Annotated in this window: 28 protein-coding genes, 1 tRNA gene, 1 rRNA gene and 1 pseudogene; 28 read left to right on the top strand and 3 right to left on the bottom strand. The window is 42.4% G+C overall.

Translation table 11 applies throughout. The annotated features are described in order from the left end of the window. The 6 genes from rrf to tsaD form a co-directional block, all read left to right on the top strand. Positions 1-96 (top strand): 5S ribosomal RNA (gene rrf, locus L7D49_RS10255); the annotation flags it as partial. 99 nt (positions 97-195) lie between these two features. Continuing rightward, a tRNA-Asp gene (locus tag L7D49_RS10260) sits at positions 196-271 on the top strand. A 160-nt stretch (positions 272-431) separates the two neighbouring features. Continuing rightward, on the top strand, positions 432-884 hold the full coding sequence (gene tsaE / locus L7D49_RS10265) for a tRNA (adenosine(37)-N6)-threonylcarbamoyltransferase complex ATPase subunit type 1 TsaE (RefSeq protein WP_238080745.1): 453 nt from the start codon (positions 432-434) through the stop codon (positions 882-884). Beyond that, positions 881-1,588 carry a tRNA (adenosine(37)-N6)-threonylcarbamoyltransferase complex dimerization subunit type 1 TsaB gene (tsaB, locus tag L7D49_RS10270; RefSeq protein ID WP_238080746.1) on the top strand — a complete coding sequence of 236 codons (708 nt, stop codon included), beginning with the start codon at positions 881-883 and terminating at the stop codon, positions 1,586-1,588. The genes tsaE and tsaB overlap by 4 nt, the downstream gene beginning before the upstream one ends. Next, positions 1,585-2,037, top strand: coding sequence for a ribosomal protein S18-alanine N-acetyltransferase (gene rimI, locus L7D49_RS10275; RefSeq protein ID WP_238080747.1), 453 nt, complete (start codon positions 1,585-1,587; stop codon positions 2,035-2,037). The genes tsaB and rimI overlap by 4 nt, the downstream gene beginning before the upstream one ends. Further along, complete coding sequence (gene tsaD, locus L7D49_RS10280) at positions 2,034-3,056, top strand: tRNA (adenosine(37)-N6)-threonylcarbamoyltransferase complex transferase subunit TsaD (RefSeq protein WP_238080748.1); 1,023 nt, start codon at positions 2,034-2,036, stop codon at positions 3,054-3,056. The genes rimI and tsaD overlap by 4 nt, the downstream gene beginning before the upstream one ends. A gap of 302 nt (positions 3,057-3,358) precedes the next feature. On the opposite strand, the gene L7D49_RS10285 is transcribed toward tsaD, so the two are convergent. After that, positions 3,359-5,299, bottom strand: coding sequence for an ABC-F family ATP-binding cassette domain-containing protein (locus tag L7D49_RS10285; protein ID WP_238080749.1), 1,941 nt, complete (start codon positions 5,297-5,299; stop codon positions 3,359-3,361). A gap of 51 nt (positions 5,300-5,350) precedes the next feature. On the opposite strand from L7D49_RS10285, the gene L7D49_RS20220 reads away from it, so the two are divergent. The 4 genes from L7D49_RS20220 (at position 5,351) to tatC (ending at position 7,204) form a co-directional block, all read left to right on the top strand. Further along, a complete protein-coding gene (locus L7D49_RS20220) occupies positions 5,351-5,476 on the top strand; it encodes a hypothetical protein (protein WP_269135946.1) in 126 nt (41 codons plus the stop codon). A gap of 2 nt (positions 5,477-5,478) precedes the next feature. Next, positions 5,479-6,132, top strand: a complete 654-nt coding sequence (locus L7D49_RS10290; protein ID WP_238080750.1) for a redox-sensing transcriptional repressor Rex — start codon at positions 5,479-5,481, stop codon at positions 6,130-6,132. Between the two features lie 65 nt (positions 6,133-6,197). Next, a complete protein-coding gene (gene tatA, locus L7D49_RS10295) occupies positions 6,198-6,392 on the top strand; it encodes a twin-arginine translocase TatA/TatE family subunit (protein WP_238080751.1) in 195 nt (64 codons plus the stop codon). A 17-nt stretch (positions 6,393-6,409) separates the two neighbouring features. After that, positions 6,410-7,204: a twin-arginine translocase subunit TatC gene (gene tatC, locus L7D49_RS10300; RefSeq protein ID WP_238080752.1), complete on the top strand. Its 795-nt coding sequence runs from the start codon at positions 6,410-6,412 to the stop codon at positions 7,202-7,204. Positions 7,205-7,246: 42 nt separating this feature from the next. Here tatC and L7D49_RS10305 read toward each other — a convergent pair whose 3' ends face one another. Continuing rightward, positions 7,247-7,726: a metallophosphoesterase family protein gene (locus L7D49_RS10305; protein ID WP_238080753.1), complete on the bottom strand. Its 480-nt coding sequence runs from the start codon at positions 7,724-7,726 to the stop codon at positions 7,247-7,249. A gap of 100 nt (positions 7,727-7,826) precedes the next feature. Here L7D49_RS10305 and L7D49_RS10310 point away from each other — a divergent pair, with 100 nt between their 5' ends. Both L7D49_RS10310 and L7D49_RS10315 read left to right on the top strand, forming a co-directional pair. Continuing rightward, positions 7,827-8,435: a Yip1 family protein gene (locus L7D49_RS10310; RefSeq protein WP_238080754.1), complete on the top strand. Its 609-nt coding sequence runs from the start codon at positions 7,827-7,829 to the stop codon at positions 8,433-8,435. A gap of 218 nt (positions 8,436-8,653) precedes the next feature. Then, positions 8,654-9,262 carry a YIP1 family protein gene (locus tag L7D49_RS10315; protein WP_238080755.1) on the top strand — a complete coding sequence of 203 codons (609 nt, stop codon included), beginning with the start codon at positions 8,654-8,656 and terminating at the stop codon, positions 9,260-9,262. 40 nt (positions 9,263-9,302) lie between these two features. Here L7D49_RS10315 and L7D49_RS10320 read toward each other — a convergent pair whose 3' ends face one another. Further along, the gene (locus L7D49_RS10320; RefSeq protein ID WP_238080756.1) at positions 9,303-10,043 is read right to left on the bottom strand and encodes a CPBP family intramembrane glutamic endopeptidase; all 741 of its coding nucleotides are present in this window, start codon (positions 10,041-10,043) and stop codon (positions 9,303-9,305) included. Between the two features lie 178 nt (positions 10,044-10,221). Between L7D49_RS10320 and groES the strand changes: the two genes are divergently transcribed. The 16 genes and pseudogenes from groES to L7D49_RS10400 all read left to right on the top strand — a co-directional run bounded on the left by groES (position 10,222) and on the right by L7D49_RS10400 (position 22,346). Next, the gene (gene groES, locus L7D49_RS10325) at positions 10,222-10,503 is read left to right on the top strand and encodes a co-chaperone GroES (RefSeq protein WP_238080757.1); all 282 of its coding nucleotides are present in this window, start codon (positions 10,222-10,224) and stop codon (positions 10,501-10,503) included. A 58-nt stretch (positions 10,504-10,561) separates the two neighbouring features. Continuing rightward, complete coding sequence (gene groL, locus L7D49_RS10330; RefSeq protein ID WP_238080758.1) at positions 10,562-12,187, top strand: chaperonin GroEL; 1,626 nt, start codon at positions 10,562-10,564, stop codon at positions 12,185-12,187. A gap of 406 nt (positions 12,188-12,593) precedes the next feature. Continuing rightward, a complete protein-coding gene (locus L7D49_RS10335; RefSeq protein ID WP_238080759.1) occupies positions 12,594-14,498 on the top strand; it encodes a T7SS effector LXG polymorphic toxin in 1,905 nt (634 codons plus the stop codon). A gap of 10 nt (positions 14,499-14,508) precedes the next feature. After that, a complete protein-coding gene (locus tag L7D49_RS10340; RefSeq protein ID WP_238080760.1) occupies positions 14,509-14,940 on the top strand; it encodes a YrhA family protein in 432 nt (143 codons plus the stop codon). Between the two features lie 529 nt (positions 14,941-15,469). Further along, positions 15,470-15,913 (top strand): SMI1/KNR4 family protein, encoded by a 444-nt coding sequence (locus L7D49_RS10345; protein WP_238080761.1) that lies wholly within the window; start codon positions 15,470-15,472, stop codon positions 15,911-15,913. Between the two features lie 759 nt (positions 15,914-16,672). Then, positions 16,673-17,047, top strand: a pseudogene (locus L7D49_RS20440) (hypothetical protein); the annotation flags it as partial. A 13-nt stretch (positions 17,048-17,060) separates the two neighbouring features. Then, a complete protein-coding gene (locus L7D49_RS10355; RefSeq protein WP_238080763.1) occupies positions 17,061-17,477 on the top strand; it encodes an immunity 70 family protein in 417 nt (138 codons plus the stop codon). 232 nt (positions 17,478-17,709) lie between these two features. Beyond that, positions 17,710-18,060, top strand: coding sequence for a hypothetical protein (locus L7D49_RS10360; protein WP_238080764.1), 351 nt, complete (start codon positions 17,710-17,712; stop codon positions 18,058-18,060). A gap of 138 nt (positions 18,061-18,198) precedes the next feature. After that, positions 18,199-18,432 (top strand): hypothetical protein, encoded by a 234-nt coding sequence (locus L7D49_RS10365; protein WP_238080765.1) that lies wholly within the window; start codon positions 18,199-18,201, stop codon positions 18,430-18,432. A gap of 227 nt (positions 18,433-18,659) precedes the next feature. Further along, complete coding sequence (locus tag L7D49_RS10370; protein ID WP_238080766.1) at positions 18,660-18,920, top strand: hypothetical protein; 261 nt, start codon at positions 18,660-18,662, stop codon at positions 18,918-18,920. 138 nt (positions 18,921-19,058) lie between these two features. After that, positions 19,059-19,475, top strand: a complete 417-nt coding sequence (locus tag L7D49_RS10375; RefSeq protein ID WP_238080767.1) for an SMI1/KNR4 family protein — start codon at positions 19,059-19,061, stop codon at positions 19,473-19,475. A gap of 99 nt (positions 19,476-19,574) precedes the next feature. After that, the gene (locus tag L7D49_RS20360) at positions 19,575-19,859 is read left to right on the top strand and encodes a hypothetical protein (RefSeq protein ID WP_336246386.1); all 285 of its coding nucleotides are present in this window, start codon (positions 19,575-19,577) and stop codon (positions 19,857-19,859) included. A 274-nt stretch (positions 19,860-20,133) separates the two neighbouring features. Continuing rightward, positions 20,134-20,334 carry a hypothetical protein gene (locus tag L7D49_RS10385; RefSeq protein ID WP_238080768.1) on the top strand — a complete coding sequence of 67 codons (201 nt, stop codon included), beginning with the start codon at positions 20,134-20,136 and terminating at the stop codon, positions 20,332-20,334. 42 nt (positions 20,335-20,376) lie between these two features. Continuing rightward, positions 20,377-20,811 (top strand): SMI1/KNR4 family protein, encoded by a 435-nt coding sequence (locus L7D49_RS10390; protein ID WP_418895875.1) that lies wholly within the window; start codon positions 20,377-20,379, stop codon positions 20,809-20,811. 119 nt (positions 20,812-20,930) lie between these two features. Continuing rightward, positions 20,931-21,764: an ROK family protein gene (locus L7D49_RS10395; RefSeq protein WP_238080770.1), complete on the top strand. Its 834-nt coding sequence runs from the start codon at positions 20,931-20,933 to the stop codon at positions 21,762-21,764. A 72-nt stretch (positions 21,765-21,836) separates the two neighbouring features. Beyond that, on the top strand, positions 21,837-22,346 hold the full coding sequence (locus tag L7D49_RS10400) for a GNAT family N-acetyltransferase (protein WP_238080771.1): 510 nt from the start codon (positions 21,837-21,839) through the stop codon (positions 22,344-22,346). Positions 22,347-22,409: the final 63 nt, after the last annotated feature.

The following is a 22,409-nucleotide window of genomic DNA, read 5'->3' on the forward strand; positions in this document are numbered from 1 at the left end:
GGTCACACCCGTTCCCATCCCGAACACGGAAGTTAAGTTCTTCAGCGCCGATGGTAGTAGGGGGCTTCCCCCTGTGAGAGTAGGACGTCGCCGGGCTCAACCGCTTTACGGTTTTTGAAATGGTTAGAATTGATTACCTTTCATTTACTAGCAGTTCCTGAACTAGTTTCAAGAGACGTAAAGTCATACATAAAAGGTCCCGTGGTGTAGCGGTTAACATGCCTGCCTGTCACGCAGGAGATCGCCGGTTCGATCCCGGTCGGGACCGCCATTTACCTATAAACGTACCCGATTCCGCGGAGTTATCCCGGAATCGGTTTTTTGTATTTTATCTTTGCTCCATCATACTTCAGACGGAAATTGGCTTTTCTTGCTTTCTTGCCACTTTCGTCTGTACACTATATGTAACGTTCCGAGAAAGGAATTTGAATATGCTGAAGGAAATTGTAGTTCAAGGCCCGCAGGAGACCGTTCGTCTGGCTGCCGCTTTGGCTTCTCATCTGACCCCTCCTGATGTGGTCACCTTAGAAGGTGATCTCGGAGCAGGAAAAACGACATTTACTCAAGCTCTTGCCAAAGCACTTGGCGTGACACGTACCGTGAATAGCCCAACGTTCACGATTATTAAGCAATATGAAGGCCGTTATCCTTTTAATCATTTGGATGTATACCGATTGGCTGACAGTGACGAGGATTTGGGCTGGGATGAGCTCTTCTATGGAGATGCCATTTCGGTAGTCGAGTGGGCGCACTTGATTGAAAACGATTTGCCGAAAGAGCGTCTGGCCATTACGATTCGTCATTTGGGCGGCGATTCGAGACAATTCGTCATCCAACCGTTCGGTACGCATTTTGAAGAGATTTGTGAGGCGATAGCGATATGATTTGGTTAGGAATCGATACAGCGAATACCCCGCTTTCTGTGGCTCTTGTGAGAGACGGAGCCCTTTTGGCGGAATATACATCTTCTATGGCACTGAACCATTCGCTTCGCGCCATGAAAGCGATTGAAGAACTATTTGAAAAGACGGATTTGACGCCCCAAGCGATCGATGCCATAGCTGTTTCTGAGGGTCCTGGCTCTTATACAGGTGTCCGTATCGGCGTGACCATCGCAAAGACTTTGGCTTGGACACTGGGCAAACCGCTTGTCGGCATATCCAGTCTGCGTGTGATGGCTTGCAATGCCCTCTACTATGGAGAGCTGATTTGTCCATTGGTCGATGCGCGCAGACGGCATGTTTACTCTGCTTTGTACGAGTCGGATGGAACTGGACTGCAACAAGTAAAAGAAGATGGCCATTATGCCATTGAAACCTTGCTAGAATCCATTAAGACGATAAATCGGCCCGTCCTTTTTGTCGGTACAGACGTCAAGTTGTATAAAGAGGAGATTGAAACGACACTTGGTGAGCTAGCTTCTTTTGCCCCCCAGCCATTTCAGCTGCCACGTGCCTCTCTTTTGATCCATTTGGCAGAGCAGGAAGAACAGGAAGCTGATCTGCATGCCTTTGTGCCGGAGTATCGCCGAGTTGCTGAAGCGGAGGCCAATTGGCTGGCGCAGCAAAAGAAGGGGACGCAGCCGTGATCAATACAGTAGCTTATCGTAAAATGACACGGGAGGATATTCCGTCTGTTGTGGAAATCGAGGAAGAGTCCTTTTCCACGCCTTGGACAGAGGAAGTCTTTGAGCATGAAATGACGGGCAATGCCTATGCACATTATATTGTTGCCGAAGAAGAGGGTCAGGTCATCGGTCATTGCGGCATGTGGATTGTGTTGGATGAATGCCATATTACCAATGTAGCGGTCCGCAAGCAGCACCGGGGTCGCGGAATTGGAGAAGGACTCATGCGAAAGGCAATTGCATTATGTAAGGCAAATGAAGTCAGGCTGATGACGTTGGAAGTGCGGGTCAGCAATGAAACAGCTCAAAATTTGTACCGGAAACTCGGCTTTCAAGACGGGGGCATCCGAAAAAATTACTATACCGACGACCATGAAGATGCGCTCGTCATGTGGGTGGAATTCGAATGAACAAAGACCTTTATATATTGGGAATAGAAACAAGTTGTGACGAGACGGCGGCTTCCATTGTGAAAAATGGCCATGAAATCGTGTCCAACGTAGTCGCTTCTCAAATCCAGAGCCAGAAACGATTTGGCGGCGTCGTACCTGAAATTGCGTCGCGCCATCACGTCGAACAAATTACACTTGTCCTGGAAGAAGCACTGCGGGAAGCCGGACTAACACCTGCAGACTTAGATGCCGTGGCAGTCACAGAAGGGCCCGGCCTGGTCGGTGCTCTATTGATCGGCATCAATGCCGCCAAAGCGTTCGCCTTTGCGAATGGGCTGCCGATTATCGGTGTCCATCATATTGCGGGGCATGTGTATGCGAACCAATTAATGCAGCCGATGGAATTTCCGCTTCTCGCGCTCATCGTGTCAGGTGGGCATACCGAGCTGGTTGTCATGAAGGAACATGGCCATTTTGAACTTATCGGGGAAACCCGGGACGATGCAGCCGGAGAAGCCTATGATAAAGTCGCGCGTGTGCTGGGCTTGCCGTATCCAGGCGGACCGCATATCGACCGTTTGGCTCTTGAGAGTGACAGTGCGGTAGAATTCCCGCGTGCGTGGCTGGAGCCGGATTCCTATGATTTCAGTTTCAGTGGCCTTAAATCGGCTGTCATTAATTATCGGCATAACCTCGAGCAGCGTGGCGAGACAATTGACCCGCACCACGTCGCTGCAGGTTTCCAGGAGAGTGTCGTGGAGGTGCTGACGGCAAAGACGCTGAAAGCCGCACGTCAATATAAAGTGAAGCAAGTGATTGCGGCGGGTGGAGTGGCAGCCAATAAAGGTTTGCGCTCGTCTTTGGAAGCTACGTTTGAAAAGGAAGGCATTCCATTTTATGTTCCGCCGATTTCATTATGCACGGATAACGCAGCGATGATTGCTGCGGCAGGATCTTCCATGTTTGAAGCGGGCATTCGCGGGAATATGGAAATGAACGGACGTCCGGGCATGCCATTAACATCATGGAATTCTTGAAAATAAGCACGGAAATTGTCCGAATGTGGCGATTTCCGTGTTTTTTTGGTAGGACGGTTTTTAAAGTTGTCAAGAGGGAACGTTCGTACTTATGCACACTTTGTGGACAACTTGTTCATAACTTAGAAAATAGCAAAAGATTAAGCACACCGTTTTGGATAACTTTGTGGGTAATAAAACATTTTTCTGTGGATAACGTGGATAACTATGTTCATATCCTATAAAATCAATATTTCTCATGTGGAAAAGATTGTGGAAAATGAAAACGCCGTTTCGACAGGATAATCGAAACGACGCTCTTTTTAGGAATATAGTGCTTCGAGTTCTTCTTGCCATACAAGCCATTGCTCTGCCAGCAAATCATGCTCTTCCTGAAGCTGGTCAATTCTTGCTTGCAAGTCCATCAGCTTAACGTGATCGTCCGCAAACTCCGGAATGAGCAATTCTTCTTGCAAATGAGCGATTTCCTCATCTAATGAAGCCATCTTTTTCTCCGCTTCCTCAATGTTCCGTGTCAGCTTACGCTCTTGTCGCTTTAATTCCTTATCTGACTCGCTGCGGCCGCCATTCGATTGTCCCGTAAGCGGAGTCGCTGTGGTTGCCTGACCTTCCGCCAGCAGTTCAGCCTGCTCCGCCTTCTTTTCGAGGAAGTAATCGTAATCGCCGAGATACTCCGTCGCCCCAGATTCATTCACATCAATCACTTTAGTCGCAAGTCGATTAATGAAATACCGGTCATGCGACACGAAGATGATGGTGCCTGGAAAATCGTCTAATGCGTTTTCAAGCACTTCCTTGCTATCCAAGTCCAAATGGTTCGTCGGCTCATCCAATACGAGTGTATTCGATTTTTCGAGCATGAGCTTGGCTAGGGATAACCTTGCCTTTTCGCCTCCCGATAACGAAGAAACCGGTTTATCCACATCCTCACCGGAGAATAAGAAACGGCCGAGCAAAGAGCGGACATCTTTTTCATTCAAAAGCGGCCATTCGTCCCAAATTTCCTGCAGAACGGTCCCTGTGCCAATGATGGTCGCCTGGTTTTGGTCATAATAACCGAATTGGACATTCGTACCGTAACGGATTTCACCGTCTAAAGACGGCTGTTTCTTAACAATCGTTTTCAGCAGGGTGGATTTCCCGATGCCATTCGGCCCGATAATAGCAATCCGATCTTCTTTATAAACGTGCAAATTGATATGGCGCGAGACGGAGTGGTCGCCATAGCCGATCGATACGTCCTGCAAAGCGAGCACATCGTTGCCGCTCTGACGGTCAATATCGAACGAAAAGGCAGCGGACTTTTCATTGCCCTCAGGCGCATCCATCCACTCCGTACGCTCCAGCTGCTTTCGCCGGCTTTTCGCCATTTTGGATGTAGAAGCTCGGGCGATATTGCGCTGAATAAAATCCTCAAGCTTTGCCCGTTCGCTCGCTTCCCGTTCAAACAGCTTACGATCCCGTTCATAGTTCTTCGCTTTTTCATCCAAATAGGCACTGTAGTTCCCGGCGTACTTCGTCACTTTTCTTCTGGAGACTTCGTAGACGACGGTAACGATCTGGTCAAGGAAATATCGGTCATGGGACACGATCAGTATGGCGCCCTCATACGAAACCAAATACTTTTCCAACCATCCGAGCGTCTCGATGTCAAGATGGTTTGTCGGCTCATCGAGGATCAACAGGTCAGGCTTGCTCAAAAGCATTTTCGCGAGAGCCAGTCTTGTCTTCTGACCTCCCGAAAGCAAATGGACGCTTTTCTCATAATCCTCCGGATAAAAACGCATCCCATGGAGTACAGAGCGGCAATCGGATTCATATTGGTAGCCGCCTGAATCCTTAAATTCGATTTGCAACGCATCGTATTCCTTCATGACCCGTTCGTATTCCACACTATTTTCGTAAACAGCTGGATCTGCCATCTGCATTTCCAATTCACGCAGCCGGCCTTCCAATTTCCGCAGCGGTTCATAAACGGTCATCATTTCGTCCCAGACCGTCCGTTCTGAATCAATTCCAGCATGCTGTTCCAAGTAGCCGATCCGCACGCCTTTCGGAATGATAATATCACCCGAATCCGCACTCATTTCACCGGCAATGATCTTTAAAAGAGTCGACTTGCCGGCTCCATTGCGGCCTACTAGCGCCACCCTGTCCCGATGCTGGACTTCCAGCCGGACGTTGTTCAATATATCGGTTCCAGAAAACGACTTGGTCAGCCCGTTTACTTGTAAAATGATCATTGAAAACACCTCTATTCCACTTAAGTGTAATGGAATGGGAGGAAGGGCGCAATGGTCGGCTTTACAACAGAAGCCAACTACTGTACGATAGAATCGGCTTCCGTTTATTTGAATGGAAGACTAGCATCAAGGGTATCGATTGCCTCCAAGGAGACGATTGGATATTCAGGAGGTTGAAAATGGCTGGCGAAATTCCGAAAATTCCACAGGCGACATCCAAGCGGTTGCCGCTCTATTATAGATTCCTGCAAAACTTTGCGAACGCCGGCAAGAAACGTGTTTCTTCCAGTGAATTAAGCGAAGCGATGAAAATCGATGCCGCCACGATCCGCCGGGATTTTTCGCATTTCGGTGCGTTAGGACGGAAAGGCTATGGCTATGATGTAAACTACCTCGTGAACTTCTTCCGCCGAACGCTCGACCAGGACGAGGAAACGGACGTTGCCTTGATCGGTGTCGGAAGTCTAGGGAATGCATTTTTAAAATATAACTTTCAGAAGAACCATAATACACGGATTGTCGTCGCGTTCGACCCGAAAGCTCCGAAAGACGGGAAAACGCTAAATGGCATCCCAGTATTTCCGCCAAGCCGGCTCGAAGAGAAGATACAGGAGCTTGGCATCAATCTCGTCATCCTCACCGTGCCATCTAGGGCGGCGCAGGAAGTGACCGATCGACTTGCGGCTATTGGCGTGAAAGGAATTCTGAATTTTACGCCAGTCCGGCTGGCTGTGCCAGAGTGGATGCGCGTTCATACGATCGATTTGTCTGTCGAGCTGCAGACACTCATTTATTTCATTAAAAATGACGTAAAAGATTCACAATTGGAATGATGCGTTCCGTGGTATTAGTGACGATTTTCGTGTAAAATAGACATATTACGAAGGAGGTGCCCGAAATGGCCCCAGGTATAGGAAGTTTACTATTAATCGCAGTCGTGGCATTGCTTATTTTCGGACCGAAGAAATTGCCTGAAATCGGGAAGGCATTCGGTGCTTCATTACGTGAATTCAAGAATGCAACTAAAGGTCTCACATCCGATGATGACGACACGGTGAAGAAAGTGGAAGACAAGAAAAACGACGTGCAATAAGTAAGGATGTCTGTCCGATGAAAGAAAAAAACTTAACTGTCATTGAACATATAGATGAAATTCGAAAACGGCTGATGGTAATCGTCGTTTTCTTTGTTATTGCAGTGATCGGCAGTTTTATCATGGCCAAGCCGGTCATTAAGTTTCTCCAAGCGCAGGCACCTGAACAGACGTTCAACGCATTCAATGTCGCCGACCCGATCATCGTTTATTTGAAGGTCGTCGTATTTCTGGCGGTTGTGATCATATCCCCGATCATCATGTACCAGTTCTGGTCTTTCGTTTCGCCAGGATTGCATGAGACAGAACGAAAAGTGACACTGAGTTACATTCCCTTCACTTTTCTGCTGTTCCTTGCCGGCGTCTCTTTTTCGTACTTCATTCTCGTTCCGTATGTGATGAAGTTCATGATGAATTTGTCGGAAGACTTGGGAATCGCTTCGACGTTTGGTATTAATCAATACTTCACGTTCCTTTTCCAAATTATCATCCCGTTCGGCATTGTATTCCAATTGCCGATTGTCATGCTGTTTTTATCGCGGCTCGGCATTTTAAATCCGAAGTACTTAGTGAAAATCCGAAAGGTCGCCTACTTTGTCCTGTTCGTCCTTGCCGCTTTCATTACGCCGCCTGATATTGTTTCGCATTTATTTACCTCGGTTCCGCTATTCATTTTATATGAATTCAGTGTCATCATCTCCCGCTTTGGTTATAAGAAATACTTGAAGGCGGAGAAACAGCGGCAACTGGATGAAGTAAAGGCAGAACAACAGCGGCAAATCGATGAAGTGATGGGTAACTTGGAGAAATAGAAAAATCCCGCAACCTGTTTTTACGCAGGTGGCGGGATTTATTTATTGTTCGAATAAAATCAGCTCGGGGCGCAAGACCTCTCCCACATGCAATATAATGAAGGAATAGTAAGGAACCCTGCGCTTGTCTGTCGGCGAACCGGGGTTCAGCAACAACGTGCGTTTTGCATAGCGGATGAGCGGGATGTGAGAATGCCCGAAAACAATGGCATCCAGGGTTTCATCTTCAAAAGCATCGAAGGCCCGCTTTTCCGTAGTTCCTTTATCACCATGGCCATGGACTATACCGATCTTGAACTTCCCGGCATGGATGATCTGCTTGTTTGGAAACATAGATTGAATGGCAGGGCTATCGATATTACCGTGAACGCCAATCACTTCCGCGAAGGCCTCCAGTTGCTCTTGTATGTCGAGATTCCCCCAGTCGCCTGCATGAAGAATGAGGTCAGTTGATGAACACTCCTCCAGCAGACGGGGAGGGAGCGCTTTGGCGTGAGTATCGGAAAGGATTACGATTTTCAAAAGTCCACCGCCTTTCATATGGGTAATTGTAACAAATGGGGCATAGGAATGAAACGGGGGATGATGTAAGATATAGGAAAAGAGAAGGGTGGGGATCTCATTGCCGTTTTTGTCAATTTGGACACAGCCGACGAAGACAATTCATTATTTACTGGAAAAGCGATCTGTGAAACTGACGATTCTTATATGGTTTCTTGCCGCGGTCACGAATGCCCCGACCGTTGTACCGAATCTGCTTCAATTATTTGAATTACAAGCAAGTACCGCACTTATCATTTCCTTATTCCTTTCGTTCATCAGCATGCTCATCGGGTGGTTCATCAATGCGGGTGTCTATTATGGGATTGGACGGATGCTCGGGGGGACCGGCCGTTATGATGAACTTCTATGGCTCGTACCTGTGGCGACATTGCCGCTCATTTGGGTGGCACCAGTCAATTATATCGTATTTGCCATCACCGGCGGGCAGCAGCCGAATTTCATGTTAGACGAATCATTGACGCCTTATTTACCTTTCATAATCGGCAACTTGATTACTATAGGAGTTGGAATATATAGCATCGTTGTCACAAGCATGGGACTTGGCATTGTCCACCGTTTCTCGGCATGGCGCGGTTTTGGTGTGATTGCGATTTTCATGGTGATTTTATTTGTGTTCATCTTTGCTCTGGTATTTTTCTTAATGTTCTTCGTGTTTACACCATATTAATGAATCGATAAAACCGGCTCGCATTCTACATATGTGAGTCGGTTTTTTGTCACGTTTGTGATGGATCAATCGCTATGGAAGAGATGAATGCTGATCCGCAGAAGTGTAATGTCTGTGAAAGGAAGCCTACAGCTTTATAATGGATAATTGTAACAAATGGAGTATGGGAACTAAACGGGAGATGATGTAAGATATAGGAAATGGTAGGGGGGATTGTATTGCCTTTATTGTGGATTTGGACAAAGCCGACAAAAACAATTCATTATTTACTTGAAAAAAGGTCCATTAAATTAGCATTGCTTATTTGGTTGCTGATGGCGATTAGCAATGCGCCGACTACTGCGTTAAATGTACAGCAAATGTTTGAGGTGCAACCAGGCAACGCGCTTTTGATTATGAACGTCATTTCATTCTTATTTTTCCTCATTGGTTGGCCCATTTGTGCTGGCTTATTTTACGTAGTTGGCCGCATGCTAAAGGGAAGCGGCAGCTATAAGGATGTATTGTGGGTTCTTCCTGCAGCTTCAATACCACATATATGGTTGGCGCCTGTCAATAATATAATGTACCTGATTAAGAATACACTAGGGTCGGATGTTGCGGTAGGTGGATTGTGGGCGATTATGATTACCTCACTTATAGTAGGGGCGATCACGACGGGGGTATGGGTTTACAGTATATTCATAGCAAGCAAGGGACTTGAAATTGTTCATCGGTTCTCAGTGTGGCGAGGATTTAGCGTCACCATGATCATAGCTGGACTGCTGTTCATTATCTTCTTGATCTTGTCCTTATTCGCAGCATTTTTTATATTGTCCCCGATGTAACGAAAACCGGCTCGCAAAAAATACAGTGCGAGCCGGTTTATCAGTATGGAAGGAGATGAATGAACGCGTTCTTCATGTCCTGTAGTTTTTCAAGTTTATCGATATTAAATTGCAAGATCGTCACAAAGCCATTCATGAGCAAGTGCGCTAGCATCGAAGTCCAAATCCGTCCTGTATGGGAATAGAGGAAGGCAAAGATGAGACCAGGTGCCAGGTAGATGAGTAAATGTTGCGGCTCTCCGTGAACAAGGGAGAAGATGACTCCGCTCAAAATCCCGGCAATCCAGAAGTTTGTTTTAAGATAGATTCCGCCGAACACCACTCTTCGGAAAACAATTTCCTCCAGTAGAGGGGCAAAAACTACAATGGAGAGGATGATAATTGGTGAAGCCTTTGCGATTTCACCCAACAGGGCTGTATTTTCTGAACCCGGCGCCACGCCAAACGCTGTTTCGATGATGGCGGCAATCATTTGGCCCGCCATGGCCATGAAAAATCCAAGAACACCCCAGAGAATCACTCCTCCGATGGATGCCTTCTTTTTAGTTCCTTTGCTAATATCCCAGAACTTTTTATTAAGCGTCGTAAGCCACAGAATTATCGGAGCGGCAATCAAGTTTGAAATGAACAATCCCCAGGCAACGCCTTGGAAAGAAGCCTGTTTCTCTGTCATGCCGCCTTCTTGGAAGTAGGTGATCAGCCATTTGCTGAGCGGAACACTGCCAAACTGCATGAGAATATATGTAAGAAGTATAAGCAAGTAAATCTTCCAGTTTTTCATTCATCTCGTCCTTTCTACTCCGTCCATTTTAACTTTTTCGTAGTTGAATGGCAAAGAGAAAAGAATACGAGTATTTTACTTGCAAATCTTGGGCAACTTTATTATGATAATAAATGTATTAGCACTCATGCTTACTGAGTGCTAAAAAGAAGATATTATGTCGAGGAGGTTGTTTCACTTGTTGAAACCATTAGGTGACCGTATCGTAATCGAACTAATCGAAGCGGAAGAAAAAACACAAAGCGGTATCGTACTACCAGATTCCGCAAAAGAGAAACCGCAAGAAGGAAAAGTTGTTGCAGTCGGTACTGGACGCGTTCTTGAAAACGGCCAGCGCGTTGAACTGGAAGTGAAAGATGGCGACCGAATCATCTTCTCCAAGTATGCTGGAACTGAAGTAAAATATGAAGGCAATGAATATTTGATCCTGCGTGAAAGCGACATTTTAGCTATCATCTAAACAATCATGAATGGCACATAGACAAATGTACGAGTAAAATCAGGAGGGAATTCATAAAATGGCTAAACAATTGAAATTCAATGAAGACGCACGCAGCGCAATGCTTCGTGGTGTAGATATACTAGCAGACGCTGTTAAAGTGACGCTTGGACCAAAAGGACGCAACGTCGTTCTTGAGAAGAAATTCGGTTCACCGCTCATCACAAACGACGGTGTGACAATTGCAAAGGAAATCGAACTTGAAGATCCGTTTGAAAACATGGGTGCGAAGCTCGTAGCAGAAGTCGCTTCCAAAACAAACGAAATCGCAGGTGACGGTACGACAACTGCAACGGTTCTTGCTCAAGCGATGATCCGTGAAGGTTTGAAAAACGTAACAGCTGGCGCAAACCCTGTCGGTATCCGTAAAGGAATCGAAAAAGCGGTTGCGACTGCGATTGAAGAACTACAAGGCATTTCCGATGAAATCGAAAGCAAGCAAGAAATCGCGCAAGTAGCTGCTATTTCTTCAGGCGACGAAGAAGTCGGCGAATTGATCGCTGAAGCGATGGAGCGCGTTGGCAACGACGGCGTCATCACAATCGAAGAATCCAAAGGCTTCACTACAGAGCTTGACGTAGTAGAAGGTATGCAATTCGACCGTGGTTATGCATCTGCATACATGGCGACAAACACTGACAAAATGGAAGCGGTTCTTGACAACCCATTCATTTTGATTACAGATAAGAAGATTACAAACATTCAGGAAATCCTTCCTGTCCTTGAACAAGTCGTTCAACAAGGCAAGCCATTGCTTCTAATTGCGGAAGACGTGGAAGGGGAAGCGCTTGCGACTCTAGTTGTGAACAAGCTTCGCGGAACATTCAATGCGGTAGCAGTCAAAGCACCTGGCTTCGGCGATCGTCGTAAAGCTATGCTCGAAGACATCGCAATCCTAACTGGCGGCCAAGTGATTACAGAAGATCTAGGTCTTGACCTAAAATCTGCTGACATCAGCCAGCTTGGACGCGCTGCTAAAGTCGTTGTCACAAAAGACAACACAACAATCGTAGAAGGAGCTGGCGAAACAGACGCAATCACAGCTCGCGTCGGCCAAATCCGTGCACAACTCGAAGAAACAACTTCTGAGTTTGATAAAGAAAAACTACAAGAACGTCTTGCAAAACTTGCAGGCGGCGTAGCCGTCATCAAAGTCGGTGCTGCAACAGAAACAGAATTGAAAGAGCGCAAACTTCGCATCGAAGACGCACTCAACTCCACACGTGCAGCTGTTGAAGAAGGTATCGTATCCGGTGGTGGTACAGCCCTCGTCAACGTTTACAACAAAGTGGAAACATTGCTGGAATCTGTAGAAGGCGACGTCGCAACTGGCGTGAAAATCGTCCTTCGCGCACTTGAAGAACCAGTTCGCCAAATCGCAACAAACGCTGGCCTTGAAGGCTCCATCGTTGTCGATCGCCTCAAGCGCGAAGAAGTCGGCATCGGCTTCAACGCAGCTGAAGGCGAGTGGGTCAACATGATGCAAGCAGGTATCGTAGACCCAACTAAAGTTACACGTTCTGCACTTCAAAACGCAGCATCTGTGGCGGCTATGTTCTTGACAACAGAAGCAGTCGTTGCCGATATCCCAGAACCACCAGCAGCAGGCATGCCTGACATGGGTGGAATGGGCGGCATGATGTAAGGGGAACGCTAACCCCTTTTATGCCAACTCAAGAGGTCTCTCATTAATTCGTTGAATTAATGAGAGACCTCTTTTTCGTTTCATTATTTTTCTTCCCCAATACCGAAACAAGAAGATCCATATATGGAGAGTGTCAGGCTCTATTATTAGAACCTGAGTAAACTATAACTTTATTACTTATCTAATAGTATTTGCGTCACATTCAAGAGATAGGCATGTTAGTCCGTATGGGTTATTTTCGGATTTTTACAACTATATTCATTATCTTCTTGTAAAAAATGGAGTATTATTACTGGTAATATAATTGAAGACTGGAGGGGAAGAAAATGTTCACCTATAGTGAATTATTGTATAATAAAAAGAATTATAGCGTGTCTCTTTCTAACCGCTCGATGAGGCGGAGCCAATGAAAATATTGAGTGTCAGTCCATTTCAAGAGGGGCTTCAACGGAACATAACAATGATAGACAGGCTAAGCACGGAAATGGAAACGATTGACCGTGCCGTGCGCGATCTCGTTGAAATGGAGGAACAGCTGAAAGGAATGGGAGGCAGTGCGATTCGTTCCTTTTACCGGGAATGTCATTTACCCTTTCTTCTTTTCTTTCGGATGTTTTCAAATCGGTTTAAACAAGTACTTCTTCAGATGGAAGCTGCACTTCATTCTCTCGAACCCGATCCATCCGGGTACATAGATGAACAATTCCTTGAGGGAGAGATAGAACACGGACTTACGCTAATTGGCCGTCTCACGGCTAGTTTGACGGATGAGGCAAACAGTATCATGGACAAAGTAAGTGATATTGTCGGCCTGCCCCCTTTAGATGATAGTGAAGTACAGGAGGGGGTCATTCACTCCAAACGGAAACGTGATGATACCATCGCCCAACTTTATGAATTTGATGCAGCGCAGACTTTCGCACTGAATGCCATTGAACATGACTTGCTGGCAATGGATAATTGGCTTGCGACTATCGAGGGACTTTTCCAATCAGGAGTGCAAGATATAAACTTCCAGTCGAGCCAATGGAATGTGTTAACGTTCGGAAGTGAAATCAGGACGGAACTATTCCCAAAAGTGTTCTTAGACCCTTGGGGGAACGAGCATGAGAAGCTGCTCGGCACGATGCTTACTGCCGCTACTTTTAAAACTCTGGAAGGGAAGAAAGTAAACACGATCGATCAGAATGTGGACGAAAATGTGAAATACCATGTCTATAATAACGGTTTGCTTATTAAAGAGTATATGGTAGGCTCAAGCGTTTTCTATGAGGTTGTTCCCCATGTAGAGTATAAGGAAGAAGAGATCATTACAGCTACCGTAGCCGAAGAAAACAGCTGGGTGGATGATCTTCAGTTTGGATTAGATCTGGTAGGGCTTATCCCTGTAATTGGTGAACCAGCGGATGGATTAAATGCAATTATCTATGCCGCGCGAGGGGATACAGTAAACGCGGCCCTTTCTGTTGGGGGAATGATTCCTGTTGCAGGATGGTTCAGCACTGGTGGGAAGTTGGTTTATAAATCAACAACTAATGTAAAACAAGTTAAAAATGTGGTCAGCACAGATGCGATGAAGTCGATCTATACGCCAGTTTACCAAGACGTCATCAACAACCCGCTTAGCAAAACGCAATTCCATTTAGGAAAGATGGATAACTTGCCAATGGATATAGGCAAAGTTCAACCTCAATATGAGTTATTAGTGGCAAACGGTTACCATTACAGCACGCCAAGTAACTTTACATTCAATAAACCATATGTAGTGAAGGATGTTTCAGCGCCTAGTACAAGTGGAGTTAGTGATGTTAAGGTTGATACGAAGAATGTGGATGTCGGTGCTAATAAGGGTACTGCGAAAAATGCTGAGCATGTAGGTAAATTGAAAGGTGAAGAGGTGCTCTTAAAGGGCATCTTTGAGAAGGAAATTACCTACACTAAGCGAGATCGAGAAGAGTTTAAAAAATTAAGAAATACTTTTAATAGTTCTGTCAGAAAAAAATTTTTAATAGACTTAACTAGTGATGAGACAAAAATTAAACAACTTAAAGATGCAGGTTTAACAAGTTCGGATATTAACAAACTAAAAAAAGGATTGGTACCAGAAGAATATCAGGTACATCATAAGTTGCCTTTAGATGATGGGGGAACAAATGATTATAACAATTTAATCTTAATAAAAAATGATCCATACCACAAAGTTCTTACTAATTCTCAAAAAAATTTAACAAAAGGTTTGGAAGTTGGGGATTCAATTAATATTAAGTGGCCGATTCCAGATGGATTTATATATCCAGACTCAAAAAAATAGAGGTGAGATTATGGTATTAGAATTACTGGTTGAGATAGAAAAAATTAAAAAAGAAGACGGTAAGACAATAATGGTACCTGCAAGTGATAAAGATATTCAATCCTTAAAAGAGTGGATTTCAAGTAATGTTCGTAGTAACCTATGGATTAATGAATATGGAGATTTCTTAAAAAAAGTAAATGGTTTAGATTTTAATGGATTAGTTATTTACAATGCGAAATCTGATGATGAAAATAATGGTTTTATTAGTGCGAATGAAATTTGGAGAGATAATGTATGGGATAGTAATTATTTGTTTTTTGGAGATTCAAGCATTTCATGGTACTGTATAGATTTAGAAAGTCATGTGTTTCTTGAATTAGATAAACCAAGCGGAGATGTCATAGAAGAATATAACAATTTTGAAGAAATGATTACGGAAGCAATTAAAAGTGTATTGTAAGTTTTGGACGTAACAAACAAATAAGCTTGTATATAAGACACAATGAACTATTTAATCTATTATAAAGCATAAGATTGTGCCATCATGGACATATAGATAATGGTTGGTATTATACACATAAAAATTAATGAAGATATCTACAATGTCTATTGGAGCTTTGAACTGGTGCTATTGCAAAAATATTAGAATTAGATAACCTTATATTAAAGAATGTTCCTTACTATCCATATGATATGGTTCATTACCAAGAAGATTAAATTTAAAAATGGGTTTATTATGCAACTGATTGGCTGGTGGCGAAGACGGTATTGTACCGGTCTCCTACCAGCCATTTTTTATTTAATACAACATTGAGTAATACCTAGTGAAAAAATCATTTCTTATCTAAGAGAGATATTTTCAGAAACATGGTAGTCTTTAGCGTTCTGGTTGATTCGGTAGTGGAGAAGCTAGAATAGAATTTAATAAGTGGCGTAAAGAATATTGGAAGGCAAGATATGCAAATGAAATGATAAAAAGGGGGTATTGAATGAAGGTAGCATTAATAAATGCCATAGATGCAGAGTACGAAATGTGCCCAGCAGCCTTTGGAGGATCTCTTAACATTGAGGAAGTAACCCAAGCAGAAGATGAACTAAATATAAAGTTGCCTGAAGATTTTATTGAATTTCTTTTGAGATATGGTTCTGGAGCCGTTGGTGAGGCTATAATATTAGGGCTGAAAGAGGCAGAGTTTGTAGCGACACCATCGTTTATAGAGAAATCCAAGCACTTTAGGGAGGTATTACCTAAAGGATATGAGAATTTTATTACAATTGGTATAGATGGTGCAGGAAATCCAATAGGATTTAATTCTCCGAATACAGAAATCATAACAATTGACTTTAATCTCGGCGGTAAAGAAGTAATAGCAAAGACTTTTGAGGAATACTTAGAAAAAGCAATCCGTGAAGAATTAAATATACAATTCTAACATTTTCCTGATAGTTAGAGTTTTTTTACGCAGCTGTTTGGCTGGTGTGAGACGGTATATTACCGGTCTCATGCCAGCCAATTTTTGTTGATCCAGCATAAAAGATTGCCTAGCATTTAAGAGTGTTGATTTTAGGAGTATATGTTGGGCTCAAGCGTTTTCTATGAGGTTGTGCCCCATGTAGAGTATAAGGAAGAAGAGATTGTTACAGCTACCGTAACCGAAGAAAACAACTGGGTGGATGGTCTTCAACTTGTCTTAGATCTGGCAGGGCTTGTCCCCGTAATTGGTGAACCGGCGGATGGATTAAATGCAATTATCTATGCCGCGCGAGGGGATACAGTAAATGCGGCCCTTTCTGTTGGGGGGATGATTCCTGTTGCAGGATGGTTCAGCTCTGGCGGGAAATGGGTCTATAAATCAACAACCAATGTAAAACAAGTTAAAAATGTGGTCAGTACAGATGCGATGAAGTCCATCTATATGCCAGTTTACCAAGATGTCATCAACAACCCGCTTAGCAAAACACAATTCCATTTAGGAAAGATGGATGACTTGCCAATGGATATAGGCAAAGTTCAACCTCAATATGAATTATTAGTGGCAAACGGTTACCATTATAGCACGCCGAACAACATTACATTCAATAAGCCGTTAGTAAAAACGGATATTTCTGCGTCTAGTACAAGTGGAGTTAGTGATGTTAAGGTTGATATGAAGAAGAGTGTTGAGGTTGAGACGAAGGGTATAGATAAACCTAGACCATCTTGGAGACAGTCTGAAATTGATGTAGGAAAAGAATATCCTGGATATCGTGACCAAGTATCATATAAGGACGGTCAAGAAGTAAGTCATGGCACTAAAAATAGTTCGAGACCAGATTTTTATACAAACGGTCATAGTATAGAAGTTAAGAATTATAACTTAACTACTTCTTCTGGGAGAAGTAACTTAATTAGAAATGTTTCAAAGCAAGTAAATAAACGGATAAGTGATTTACCTGAAAAAACTAAACAAACGGTTATTATTGATATTAGAGGACAAAATGTCTCAAGGGATGTTTTGAGGGATGTTAAACAAAAAATAAATGACAGAACAAATGGTGTATCGGAAATTATTTTTAAAATGGATTAGAGGTGTAATTTAGATGGCAGTAGGAATATTAGTAGATTGTTTTTATTACGAATTAGGGCATAGCGATTTTGTACATTCATTCTTTTCGACAATCTCATATCATCTAGAAAAAGACGGATGGGGGGCGAAATACCCGTTGTTGATGAATGAGTTGTATAATAACAAATTAAGCTGGGATGATGTCACTGTTGCAAAAGCTAATTTAATTGAAATTGAACAGGAATTATCAAAGTACTCGCCAGAGCTAATTGTATGGGATATTGATGATATATCAAAAAAACCACCTTGGGGGGAGAAAATAAGTCCAAAAGTCACTAGCCTTGCTAATTATTTTGCAACCGCTGATGGGAAAACATTTTTTGAAGTAATACTTACAGCGCTTGAGGTAGCAAAAGAAGATAAATGTGATATAAAACTTCATAAACTATAACTGTGTTTAAAACATGGATAACTTCCCCATTGTTTTTTATGATACGGAGTGCACAATAGACGACTATATTTGTAGAACAGTAGGATGTAAATGGAAGAAGAGCATATCTTGAAAAATGCGACTAAGGATTTGATAGATTGGATTTCTAACGAACTTCATTAAACTGAAGAGATCTCTGTAACCGTGGGGGCTTCTTGGGAGGAAGAACTAAGTAGCTTTAGTGAATAAGAATATGGAATTAGCTAGTGACTCCATGATGGTAAACCATTATGGAGTCTTGTTATATAAAGGAAAAATGAGAGGGGATACAGTAAATGCGACCCTTTCTCTCGGTTCAATGCTTCCTGTTGTAGGAACGGCAAGCACAGGTGCAAGGATGGGCAAAAGAATAAATAATGTATATGAAGTTAGAAATGTGGTAAGCACAGATAAGATGAAGTCCATCTATACGCCAATCTACCAAGATGTCATCAACAGTCCGCTAAGTAAATCTCAGAGTCACCTTGATTTATTGTCTAATAATTATTACCAATTAGGAAAGCTAGATAACGTTGCATTCAATATGGGCAAATCTCCACATTAATTTAATCCATTAACTGCAAATGGATATCAATTCAGCACGCCGAATAACTTTACATTCAATAAGCCGTTAGTAAAAACGGATATTTCTGCGTCTAGTAAAAGTGGAGTTAGTGATGTTAAGGTTGATACGAAGAAGAGTGTGGATGTTGAGTCTAAGGGTACGGGTAAGATTGATTATGTGGAAGAAACAGGTCGCCTTGGTGGTAAACACTATCTTGAAAAAGACTTGAGACTTTTAGGCAATTATCTTGAAAAAAGAGGAGTAACACTCAAGGTTGGAGATGAGTTTTTGCCACCAGGAAAAGGAGGAGGCTTTAACTATAATACTGGGGAACTGGTATTGAAAAGTAACCCCACACAATATGAAGTTTAGCATGAATTGTCACACTATATTCAATATAAACAAATCGGGAAAGAGGCTTATTCAAATTTGCCTCGTACTAGCGGACCAGTTCCAATAAATGATTTAACAAAATTCAATGCTCCTGAGCAATTTGTTTATGATATGTTATCAAATAACCCAAAAAGATGGAATTCCTTAAACGAAGCTGAGCAACTACATGCTAACTGGTATATAACACAATATGGAGGTATTCGATAATGAAGTTATCGAGAGAAAGAGCAGAACAACTGGCGCTTGAATATGTAAATAAAGATAGGAATGAAAACTTCAAATTAGAACTAATAGGTGTGGAAATATCTAAAATTTCTCCAAAATATTGGGCTGCTACTTTTGAAGTTAGAACTTCAGAAGGGGATATTTTAGAGGGCCCTTTACTTATACTTGTGGATGATGATTTAGAAAAAGCAATGAGTTTAGAAGAGGCTGTCGAATCTCACATAGCTAATAGAGATAAGTAAAGTAGCCTTTCAAAAACAGAACTTTCATTTTTAAGTGAGATTTTTGAAGAAGTGGCATATAATTCGCAAAGTAAAAAGTATATTGAATTACTATACTTACTAAATAAGGATCCAAATAAATAAGGAAGGATGATAGCTTTGAATAAAGAGGCAGTCATTGAATTAATAAATAACGCACCTAAAAAGTTTTTTGTTGGGGCTTTAGAGGATAGTAAAATTAGTGACATTGAGAAAAGGCTTAATGTAAAGTTGCCAGAAAGTTATAAATGGTTTTTGAGGGAATATGGAACTGGAGGAGTTTTTGGGATAGAGATTTTTGGAGGCGGACTTCGCGAGGTCCCAACTTGTGTAAGAGAAACAGAAGAATGGAGAGAATATGGTTTACCAATGGAGTTCGTTGTAATACAGAACTACGGATCCGGTGTTTATTGTCTTGATACTTCAAGATTAGCCAACAATGAATGTCCCGTTACAGACTGGGAGCAAGATAATGAGAATGGAATAAATGAATATGAAAATTTTTATACATTTTTAGTAGAACAGTTCTCAAAATAATTCACTAAACCGGTCACCACTGATTCGGTGAAGTCCATCTTATTTAAAACAAATTCATATTAAACTCAAAAATACGACGAAAAATTAGGGGTGATAGATTTGAGTAAAGTATATGAAGATTTTTTTTCTGAATTACAAGCAGATATGGTAGGTATTTGTTTAGAATACGTTAAAAATCGTGCAGAGGACATCTATATTTACTGTTCCTATGAGCCAGAAATGTATGCTTTTGACGTGTTTTTTAAAATAAATGGACAATTTGTTCTTAAGCATAACTTCAACGATGCAGTAAATAACATAAACACAATAGATAAGAAAGTATTGATTTATGATACCTCGGAACAAAGACAAGAAACTTTTTTGATATTGGTCTCGGGTATTTAGAAAAAATCCGCGAAAAAAGTAAAGAATATGGAAGAGGTATGACGACAGAAATGAAGTTACATTACAATGTAAAACAAAATAGTTTAAAAGGAAAATATAGATATGATTTAGTCTATTCTAATGACGAAGACCTTTTACCAGATGATATTTTTAATTATTGGTTTGAAGAGGTGAAAAAAGAGGGTTATATCATTCAGCGTAACAGAAGGACAGACGAGGGCCTGTATTAAAATCGCCACATTTTGTCCAGTGTTATCGCCAGATTGAAAAGAGGTTGAAATTTAGAAAAAGCCGGACCGAACTCATTGAAACGACAGTTGAGTACAAGCATCTTCAGACGGTCCCTGTTCTTGGGGACGCAACAATCATTGATCTATCTAAATCTGCAGTTTCACCCATCACGATTATCCACACCAACTACATCGCAAATATGCGGAGATTCAGTTTGCATCCGTATACAGAACCCTCATCATAACCAGTATTATCTAACTATGACTGCAAAATAGGAGGCATGGATTTGCCGGAAATTCAAAATATCCACGAGAGCTTAACCATTGGGGATTTAGAGAGTTTTGAAAGTAATCATAATATCACACTTCCAACATATTATAGAAATTTTTTGCTGGCGTATAATGGAGGTTATCCTAATCCAGGTACATATAAAATATCTGTCGAGTTAGGCGAGAGTATATTGAATATATTTTATGGTATTGGTAATATGTATGATAATTTAGAGAAGAAGTTAGATATTTTTGATGAAATCCTAGAATTAGGATTCATTCCGATCGCAGATGATCTATTCGGTAATCAAATATGTATTGGAATAAGCGAGGAGTATTTTGGACAAATATTTCATTGGGCTCATGATGAGGAACATGACGGAATGGAAAATATGTATTTCCTATCAAATAACTTTAATGATTTTCTGGATGTCTTATATGAGTGCCAATAACTCTTGAATTTACTTTTTGGGAAGAGTCAATAGTCGGTAGGTGAGAAAAGAGTTAAAAGTATTTTTTTCTGGCAAGTTGAAATGGAGTTATTTAATGTGTGGAAGGGAGGCTAGTAACGATGACAGCAATAGGAATTGATATTGGCGGTACAAAAATGTTGATGCTAGCTGAATACAATGGTGAAAGGATCTCCAGAACCGTTCCAACGGGTAGAGACTGCACACCCGAGAAGATACAAAAGGAAATGGAACGCTTTCTCAACGATTTGCCTTTTAACGTGGATTGTATAGGAATAGCCGTTCCCGGATTAGTTGAAAATGAGAACATGGTTGTTTTGTCAGATGTTCTCCCGCATCTTGCAGGAATGGATACTGATTTTCTACGATTCACTAACAAGCATGTTTATATGATTAATGATGTAAAGGCTGCCCTTGTACGCGAGGCCTCTTTAGATGACAACCCCGATCTTGTGGTTCTGATGGTGGGGACGGGTATAGCGATGGGCATGAAGCTGAATGGGCAATTTATCAATGGATGTAAAGGGTGGGCCGGCGAGTTGGGCAGTATGCCGATTCCTACTAATGAGGGCATACGTAAGTTAGATGAGCTGGCAAGTGGAGCGAGCATTCTCGCGAGAGCCAAGGCCGATGCGAACACAGTACATACGCAGCTGGAAGAAGAGGTTGAAACGATAAAAGAAATCATTCATGCTGCAGGTGGATATTTAGGGATAGGCATTTCTACGATTATTCACCTCTTGAATCCTAACAAGATTATTTTAGGTGGCGGAAGCCTACAATACAAAGGCTATTACGAGGCAGCGTTACAAGTTGCAAAAACGAATACTCTTCCAGATCTCTGGGATGCCTGCTCAATCCATAAAGCGCAGGAAGCTCCCTATATGGTTGCGCAAGGGGCCATGCTTTTCGCGAGTTCAAAACAGCCGATGTGATTGTGTTCTAAATCACAGCAAGGCAGCGCAGTTTAGTTTAGAAAGCTGAAACGGGATAAAGGGGACTGGCTCATGAATATACGTGTATTGAAAGAATCCGATGCCAAGCAGTACCAACAACTACGATTACGTGCATTACAAGTCAATCAGGAAGCATTCGGGTCAACATATGAGAGAGAAGTGAGATTCTCAATCGAAACTGTTGAAGAGCGAATAAAGCCAGCGATAGACAAATTTGTTTTAGGGGCTTTTGATGAAACCGATTCGCTAGTAGGGATTGTTACATTTATGCGCGACAATAACCTGAAAACGAGTCATAAAGGGAATATTTTTGGGATGTATGTTGCTCCAGAAGTCCGAGGGCAGGGTGTGGGTAAAGCGCTTCTGGTGGAGCTTATTCGAAGGGCGAAAAGCTGCGAAGGGTTGGAACAGATCCACTTGACGGTCGTATCTGCTAATGAATCGGCCAAGAGGTTATATAAATCGTTGGGATTTGAGGTCTATGGTGTTGAACGAAATGCGCTGAAATTCAAGGGGCAGTATTTTGATGAGGATTTGATGGTTTTATTTATTGGTGATTGAGTTGGACGAACCTTTCACATAAAAAAGGTCTCTCGAAATTTAGGAGAGACCTCTTTTTATCGT

This window comes from Sporosarcina cyprini (assembly GCF_022048975.1).
Lineage (GTDB): Bacteria > Bacillota > Bacilli > Bacillales_A > Planococcaceae > Sporosarcina > Sporosarcina cyprini.